This is a genomic window from Paraburkholderia sp. (assembly GCF_026225065.1).
GTDB lineage: Bacteria > Pseudomonadota > Gammaproteobacteria > Burkholderiales > Burkholderiaceae > Paraburkholderia.
Window position 1 is genome coordinate 1 of record NZ_JAMFSB010000022.1, and the last position, 8580, is coordinate 8580.

The following is an 8580-nucleotide window of genomic DNA, read 5'->3' on the forward strand; positions in this document are numbered from 1 at the left end:
CAGTTCTACGTGCTCGAGGACAATGCGCGCACCCCCTCCGGCGTGTCCTACATGCTGGAAAACCGCGAGACCATGATGCAGCTCTTCCCCGAGCTGTTTCAGCAGGTCAAGGTGCAACCCGTGGAAGCGTATCCGCAGTTGCTGCGCGAATCGCTCGCGGCCGTCTGCCCGCCAGGCGGCAATCACGGCAACCCCACCATCGCGGTGCTCACGCCCGGCATTCACAACTCCGCCTACTACGAGCATGCGTTCCTTGCGGATCAGATGGGCGTGCATCTGGTTGAGGGCAGCGATCTGCAGGTTGTGGACGGTCACGTGGCGATGCGCACGACCGAAGGCTTCCGCGCAATCGACGTGCTGTACCGGCGCCTCGACGACGCCTATCTCGACCCCATGACCTTCCGCGGCGATTCGGTGCTGGGCGTGGCCGGCATCATGGATGTCTACCGCGCGGGCAACATCACGATTGCCAATGCGCCCGGCACCGGCATTGCCGACGACAAGGCGATCTATTCGTATATGCCCGAGATCGTCGAGTTCTATACGGGACGCCAGTCGATTCTCGAAAACGTGCCGACGTGGCGCTGTTCCGAACCGAGCAGCCTCAAATACGTGCTGGACCATCTCCATGAACTGGTGGTGAAGGAAGTGCACGGCTCGGGCGGCTACGGCATGCTGGTGGGACCGGCGGCATCGAAGAAGGAGTGCGAGGACTTCGCGGCCAAGCTGCGCGCGCGTCCCAACAACTACATCGCGCAACCGACGCTCGCGCTCTCCACCACGCCGATCCTGACCGAGAAGGGACTCGCCCCGCGCCATGTGGATCTGCGGCCGTTCGTGCTGGTGTCGGACCGGATTCGCATCACGCCTGGCGGCTTGACGCGCGTGGCGCTGAAAGAAGGCTCGCTGGTCGTGAATTCGAGCCAGGGCGGCGGCACCAAGGACACGTGGGTGCTGGCCGACTAAGCGGACCAAGCCGACTAAGGGCCGCCAGGCCGGCAGAAAGCACGCAACGCACAGGCAACACGCATCAGGCATCAGGCAAGCAACAGGCAGCAACAAACAGAAACAGGATCGGGACAGCACATGCTTCTTGGACGCACAGCAAGCGGGCTCTACTGGATGCACCGCTATATCGAGCGCGCGGAAAACATCGCACGGGTGGTCGATGCCGGACTGCGCATGTCGCTCACGCGTAGCTCCGACGCACCGGCCACGTGGTCGTCGGTCGTGGTCACCTCCGGGACGGAAGTGGGCTTTCGGCAGAAGCACGACGTCTGCACGGCCGAGACGGTTTCCGACTACCTGCTGCGCGACATCGACAATCCGTCGAGCGTGCTGGCGAGTATCGAAGTGGCGCGCTCGAACGCGCGCATGGTGCGCACGGCGCTCACGCGCGAGACGTGGGAAAGCGTGAACGAAGCGTGGATGACGATCAAGGGCCTGCTGGCCGCACCGGTTCCGTCCAGCGAATTGCCGGCCACGCTCGACCGCATCAAACGTCAGGCCGCACTGATTCGCGGCTCGTTTCACGGCACCATGCTCAGAAACGAGATTTTCAATTTTGCCCGCATCGGCACCTTCATCGAGCGCGCCGACAACACTGCGCGCATTCTCGACGTCAAATATCATCTGCTGCTGCCCTCGGTGTCGTACGTCGGCTCGACGCTCGACAACTATCAGTGGGAGTCGATCCTGCGCTCGGTCGACGCACACCGCTCGTACCGCTGGGTCTACGACGTGCAGTACAAGCCAGTCAACATCGCCGACTATCTGATTCTCAACGGCCGCATGCCGCGCTCGCTGAACTTCTGCTACCTGAACATTGTCGAGAACCTGCGTTTTCTGGCGCAGGACTATGGGGTGACTCACAACTGCCATTCGACCGCCGACAGAACCCTCGCCACGCTCAGTGACAACTCGGTCCAGCGTATTTTCTCGCGTGGCCTGCACGAGTTTCTCACCGGCTTTATCGCGCAGAACAACCGGCTCGGCTTTGAAATTGCCGAGACCTACAACTTCGATTGAGTACGGCCATGCGTATTGCCATTCGCCACACTTCGCACTACCAGTACGATCAACCGGTTCCTTATGCCTTGCAGCGGCTGCGGCTGCGTCCCCAGTCCGGTCCGGGGCAGAACGTGCTCGACTGGCGCGTGACGGTCGACGGCGTCGAGCCGACCGTAAGCTGGACTGATGGTCTGGGCAATCGCGTCGATCTCGTGCGGCATGAACGCAACAAGAGCGAGATCGTGATCGTCGCCGAAGGCACGGTCGAGACCCAGGACATGGCCGGCATCTACGGTTTCATCAATGAGATCGCGCCGCCCTGGATCTTCGAGCGCGAAACTCCGCTCACTCAGGCAGGCGAGCGCGTGCACGCGCTGGCCGCCACCGTGCGCGCGGGCGACGGGCAACTGGACACCTTGCACAGGCTGACTAACGCCATCCACCACCAGATTGCCTATGTGCCTGGCGCCACCGGGGTCGGCACGGATGCCGAGACGGCATTGCGCGAAGGGCACGGGGTCTGCCAGGACCATACGCATGTCTTTATCGCCGCGGCGCGCAGCATCGGCGTGCCGGCCCGCTATATCTCGGGTTATCTGCTGATGGATGACCTGGAGCAGCACGGTGCCAGCCACGCATGGGCCGAGGCGCATGTCGATGGCCTGGGATGGGTGGGGTTCGACGCGGCTAACGACAAATGCCCGGACGACCGCTACGTGCGTATCGCGACCGGCCTCGATTACCGCGACGCGATGCCGGTGTCGGGCGTGCGGACGGGGCAGGGGGCGGAGTCGCTGACTGTCACGGTCACGGTGATGCCGGCGTCGGGCCAGAGCCAAAGTCAGAGTCAGGGCTGACTGCGTCGAAGCTGAACGCGTCGAAGCCGACCGCGCCTGGGCGGCCCCGTCAAGCTGACCGCGTCAAAGCTGACCGCATCAACACCAAACGAAGCAAAGATCGGCAATTCCCCGTACGCTTACGCCTGACGATTCCACACTGAGCCGTCATGCACCTGCCTACCGCATAGGGGAAGAGTGTCGTGAAAGATCCGCTCGTTATCGGTTTCGCGCTGCTGGCGGTGGACATCGCGCTCTGGCGCGCCGGCTTTCCGCGCCAGGACACGCTGCGCCTCGTCTTACGCCTCGTGATCTTCGCTTTCTACAGTGCCGTGCTGTTCGGCTTCGGCATGAATCCGCTATCGCCTGCGCCGTGGCCGGAGTCGTGGCTGCGTCATCTGGGCGCCCAGATCCTGGAAGTGCTCTGGTGGCTCAATGGCGCGCGCCTGCTCACGCAGTCGCTCGACGCGGTGTTCGTCTCGCGCAGCTGGCACAAGGAGCGGCTCTTCCAGGACGTGCTGGGGGCGCTGGTGTTTCTCGCCGCCGCGGTCGCATCGCTCGCCTTTGTGCTGAACATTCCGGTGCGAGGCCTCGCGGCCACCTCGGGCGCGCTCGCGATCGTGGTGGGTCTCGCCATCCAGAGCACCCTGAGCGATGTGTTCGCCGGCATCGTCCTCAATACGACCGAGCCCTATCACATCGGCAACTGGGTGTGCGTCGACGGTGTGGAAGGCCAGGTCATGGAGATGAACTGGCGCGCCACGCACCTGCTGACGTCGCAGGGCAACATCGTGATCGTGCCGAACAGCGTGGCGGCCAAAGCCAAGATCGTCAACAACAGCCGGCCTGCGACGCTGCACGGCGTGTCGATCACGCTGGAAATCTCTCCACAGGAACGCCCTGCGCGGGTGCTCGACGCGCTGGAGCAGGCCTTGATGGGCATCGGCACGGTGCTGAAAACGCCTGCACCGTACGCGCTGGTCAAGTCGGCGTCGGTCGACTCGATTCGCTATGAAGTGACGGCCTATGTCGACGACATGGCAAAAAAATCCGCTGTCACAAACGAACTCTACGATCTTTGCTACCGGCATCTCGATGCAGCCGGCATCGAACTGCGGCCGTTGGGCGTTCCTGCACCGCCGCAATTGGCGGTCGACCGGCTGCAGCGCCTGCTTGGACGTATCGATCTGTTTCGCACGCTGCAGGTCGATGAACTGGCGGGTCTGTCGAGCAAGCTGTCGCGTCATGAGTACGAGGCCGGCGACCTGGTGGTCGGGTCCGACGCGGTGACCGATTATCTGATGATTGTCGAATCGGGCGTGGTGTCGGTGGAAGTGACGACGCCTTCGGGCGTCGTCGAGCCGGTCCGTCTCGGCCCAGGCGACGCCGTCGGAGAGGCGGGCGTGCTGGCAGGACTGCCGGTGCGGGCCAAACTCATTGCCTTGACGCGCACGGTGATCTACCGTTTGAACAAAGCGGATCTCACGCCCGTGTTGAAGCGCCGCCCCGATGTCGGACAACAGATGTGTCATGTGCTGTCACAGCGGGAAGACAAACTGCTTCAGCTCGGCAGCCCGCCCGAGGCGCAAGTCGTGACTGAGCATTCGCTATTCGACTGGTTGCGCGACGGCATGCGCAAGCTGCATGACTTGACGATCTAGCGGACTCTGGCAGGTACTCTGAAGGTAGCAAGGTGTGAAGTTTCCGGGGGCGGACGGCTCAGCCGTCGCCCCTTCCTTACCATCAACTAACAGGACCGCTCAGATCAGGTGCGCGGATTGATTCGCACGGCTCGATCGACGCGGTCTTCAAGGAGTAGCTTATGGCCCGGCACACCATCGCCGACTATCTGGCGAAAACGCTCGCAGCCGCAGGCGTCGAACGCATCTGGGGCGTGACTGGAGACAGTCTCAACGGACTGGCGTACAGCCTCGACCAGGTCGGCTCGATTCGCTGGATGCATACGCGTCATGAAGAAGTCGCGGCATTCGCAGCAGGCGCAGACGCCGCCTCAACCGGCAAGCTCGCCGTCTGCGCCGGTAGCTGTGGCCCCGGCAATCTGCACCTGATCAACGGGCTGTTCGATTGCCACCGCAACCATCAGCCGGTGCTGGCGATCGCCGCACACATTCCGTCGACGGAAATCGGTCTCGGCTACTTTCAGGAAACGCATCCGCAGGATCTGTTCAAGGAATGCAGCCACTTTGTCGAACTGGTCTCCAACGCGTCGCAGTTCCCGCGCGTGCTGGAGCGCGCGATGCGTACCGCCATCGAGGAACGCGGTGTAGCCGTGATCGTGTTGCCGGGCGATATCGCGCTGAGCGAAGGGCCCGCCGAAGCTCCGCGCTGGAGTAGCAGCGCACCTTCCACCATCGTGCCGGCGCAAGCCGATCTCGAGCGGCTTGCGGACATGCTGAACGGTTGCGAAGCCGTGACGATCATGTGCGGCAGCGGCGTGGCGGGGGCACATGACGAGGTGGTTGCGCTGGCGGACACGCTCGGCGCCCCAATTGTCCACGCCCTGCGCGGCAAGCCCTTCATCGAATACGACAACCCGTACGACGTCGGCATGACCGGCCTGATCGGCTTCAGCTCGGGCTATCACGCGATGATGTCGTGCGACACGCTGCTTCTGCTGGGATGCGATTTCCCTTATCGGCCGTTTTATCCGCCCGAGGCCAAGGTCGTGCAGATCGACCACAAGGGCTCGCAACTGGGCAAACGTGCGCCGCTCGCGCTCGGACTCGTGGGCACGGTCAAGGAAACGGTGAGCGCGCTGTTGCCGAAGTTGCAGCGCAAGACGGACCGCAAGTTTATCGACAACGCGCGCAAGCACTACGTGTCGGCCCGCAAGGGGCTCGACGAGCTGGCCACGCCCGCAGGCCCGGGCCGGCCGATTCATCCGCAGTATCTGGCCAGAATGATCGACCAGGTGGCGAGCGAAGATGCGATCTTCACCGCGGACGTCGGCACGCCGACGCTGTGGGCCGCACGCTATCTGACGATGAACGGCAAGCGGCAACTGCATGGCTCGTTCAATCATGGGTCGATGGCCAACGCCATGCCGCAGGCGCTCGGCGCGCAGGCCGGTCATCCGCAGCGCCAGGTGGTGTCGTTGTCGGGCGATGGTGGCCTGTCGATGTTGCTAGGCGACCTGCTTAGCGCGCGCCAGCTCGATCTGCCAATCAAGGTGGTGGTGTTCAACAACAGCCTGCTGGGCTTCGTTTCGATGGAGTTGAAGGCGGGCGGCTACCTCGATACCAATGTCGATCTCAGCAAGACGGACTTTGCTGCAATCGCTCAGGGCGCGGGTATTTTCAGCATTCGCGTCGAAGAGTCGGAAGGCGTCGAGGCGGCGTTGCAAAAGGCGTTTGCACATCCGGGGCCGGCACTCGTCGACGTGGTGACGTCCAAGCATGAGCTTGCCATGCCGCCCACCATCGAGCTGTCACAGGCGAAGGGCTTCAGTCTGTATATGCTGCGCGCGATTCTGAGCGGACGCGGTGACGAGATCGTCGAACTGGCGAAAACCAACTTGCGTTGATCCAGCGGAGCAGGTGGTAGCGCATATAGACATTAATCCAGACGAATGCGGACACCGGGTTGTCATGTTGTAAGCACAGCCTATACTGAACTGCTGGCGCCTGACAAACCGGCGCAAGAATCGTAGCAGTTGTCACGCTTTCCGTGTTTTTCCACCGTTGCCAACGCCACTGGCGCCGCCTTGAACAGCGGCGCCGGCCATCACCTCGCACACAGGAGTACGTTCCATGAATTACGTTACTACCAAGGATGGCGCAAAGATCTTCTACAAGGACTGGGGCACGGGGCAGCCCGTCGTGTTCTCGCATGGCTGGCCGCTCAACGCGGATGCGTGGGACGTGCAGATGCTGTTTCTGCAGCAAAAGGGCTATCGCGTGATTGCCCACGATCGCCGCGGCCACGGCCGTTCGAGCCAGACCGGCACCGGTAACGATATGGACACCTACGCGGACGATCTGGCCGCCGTGATCGACGAACTCGATCTGAAGGATGCCGTGCTCGTCGGCCACTCCACCGGTGGCGGAGAGATTTCGCACTATGTGGGCCGTCATGGCACGAAGCGCGTCAAGAAGATGGTCCTGATCAGCGCGGTTCCGCCGCTCATGCTGAAGACCGAGGCCAATCCGATCGGCTTGCCGAAGGAAGTGTTCGACGGTATCCGCACCAACACTGCAGGCAATCGCTCGCAGTTCTTCAAGGATCTGGCGCTACCGTTCTATGGCTATAACCGGCCGAATGCAAAGGTCGTGCAAGGTGTGATCGACGAATTCTGGCGCGAGGGAATGCTCGGCTCGGTACTAGGCGAGTACGAGTGCATCAAGCAGTTCTCGGAAGTCGACTACACCGCTGACCTCAGGAAGATCGATGTGCCGACGCTGATCCTGCAGGGCGACGACGACCAGATCGTGCCGATCGATGCGTCGGGCCGCAAGTCCGTCGAGATCATCAAGAATGCCACGCTCAAGGTGTATCCGGGCGCATCGCATGGCATGTGCACGACCGAAGCGGACAAGGTGAACGCCGATCTGCTCGCGTTCCTCCAGTCGTAAAGTCATCGTTATTACGCATGACGTAGCAACGGATCCGCGGCCTCGCCGCGGGCCCGCAACCAGGCAAAAACCGACATAAGCAAGTCCAACGCAGCATCAACATTGCCGCGCCGTATTGGCCGCACTAGCGTCAAATGATCGGCGGCCGGAGGAGTTCCGGCCCATTTCCCCTTGGTTAACTGAGAGGCATACCGACATGGAACAAGTTACCCCGTGGAGCCAGGTCGTCTCACTTCTATCGCACGGCGTCAAAAATGAAATGTTCGCGGAGCAGCCTCGACATGCGGGCTGCGGGTCACGCCCGAGCAACCGTGCGGGCAAGCCGCGCGGTGCGCAACAGGGTGTGCCGGCCGGCGACTGCGATAGCAAGATTACGTCGATCGAGCGTCAGGACGAGGGCCAGGCGCTGGTGTCCTGGTGCGATCCGACGATGTGCCATTACATCGATCAGGTCTGGAATCAGGTCGTGGCCCGCAGCTCCGGTTACTGCGCGTTGACGGGACAACGGATCGAGCGGGGCGACCCGATCTTCAAGCCGCGTGCGCGTGGGCGCAACCGCCCGGCCAACTGCAACGAAATGGTTCTTGCCGCCGCACTTGCCCAGGACGACGACACGCCGGCCTGACACAGGGTGCCCTTTAGTTGTGTCCACCAGTTGTGACGCTGTGACGCCCTTTTTCTATAAGGAAGAACGATGATGAAAAAATCGAAACTCGCGATGACTCTCCTGCTTGCCTCCACACTGGGTGTGGCATGCCTTCAGGCGCATGCCCAGGTGGCGGGCTCGCAAACGGTCGGCATCAGCGTATCGGAGTCCGAGCTGATCGTACGCGGATGGAGCGTGAAGAAGGCGATTCTCGGCAAGCCGGTGGTCAACGATAACGGCGAGCAGATCGGTGTGGTGCACGACATCATCGTTGCGCCGGACAAGTCGGCCTCGTTCGCGATCATCGCGGCGCATCAGTTTGCGGGTGTCTCACAACATGATGTGGCGATTCCGATCGACCAGCTCGACTTCGTGAAGGGCAAGCTGACGCTGCCGGGCGGCACGCGTGAAGCGATCAAGGCCATGCCTGCGTTCCAGTACGCGCACGTGGCTTCGGTGCCGGTGGCGCGTGCCGAGTATTCGGATCATCACTGAG

Annotated in this window: 8 protein-coding genes; all 8 read left to right on the forward strand. The window is 62.4% G+C overall.

Annotated features, from left to right (window positions below; translation table 11 throughout):
* Positions 1-966 (forward strand): circularly permuted type 2 ATP-grasp protein (locus M0954_RS01130; protein WP_297351174.1); only part of this gene is annotated, 966 nt, incomplete at its 5' end.
* Between the two features lie 120 nt (positions 967-1086).
* On the forward strand, positions 1087-2028 hold the full coding sequence (locus M0954_RS01135; protein ID WP_297351176.1) for an alpha-E domain-containing protein: 942 nt from the start codon (positions 1087-1089) through the stop codon (positions 2026-2028).
* An 8-nt stretch (positions 2029-2036) separates the two neighbouring features.
* A complete protein-coding gene (locus M0954_RS01140; protein ID WP_123388483.1) occupies positions 2037-2867 on the forward strand; it encodes a transglutaminase family protein in 831 nt (276 codons plus the stop codon).
* A 182-nt stretch (positions 2868-3049) separates the two neighbouring features.
* Entirely contained in the window at positions 3050-4507 is a 1458-nt protein-coding gene (locus M0954_RS01145) for a mechanosensitive ion channel family protein (RefSeq protein WP_122151840.1), read from the forward strand.
* A gap of 161 nt (positions 4508-4668) precedes the next feature.
* On the forward strand, positions 4669-6390 hold the full coding sequence (gene poxB, locus M0954_RS01150) for a ubiquinone-dependent pyruvate dehydrogenase (protein WP_122151839.1): 1722 nt from the start codon (positions 4669-4671) through the stop codon (positions 6388-6390).
* 226 nt (positions 6391-6616) lie between these two features.
* A complete protein-coding gene (locus tag M0954_RS01155) occupies positions 6617-7438 on the forward strand; it encodes an alpha/beta hydrolase (RefSeq protein ID WP_297351178.1) in 822 nt (273 codons plus the stop codon).
* 196 nt (positions 7439-7634) lie between these two features.
* A complete protein-coding gene (locus tag M0954_RS01160) occupies positions 7635-8063 on the forward strand; it encodes a DUF3331 domain-containing protein (RefSeq protein ID WP_123388482.1) in 429 nt (142 codons plus the stop codon).
* A gap of 72 nt (positions 8064-8135) precedes the next feature.
* The gene (locus M0954_RS01165; protein ID WP_122155371.1) at positions 8136-8579 is read left to right on the forward strand and encodes a PRC-barrel domain-containing protein; all 444 of its coding nucleotides are present in this window, start codon (positions 8136-8138) and stop codon (positions 8577-8579) included.
* Position 8580 lies beyond the last annotated feature (1 nt).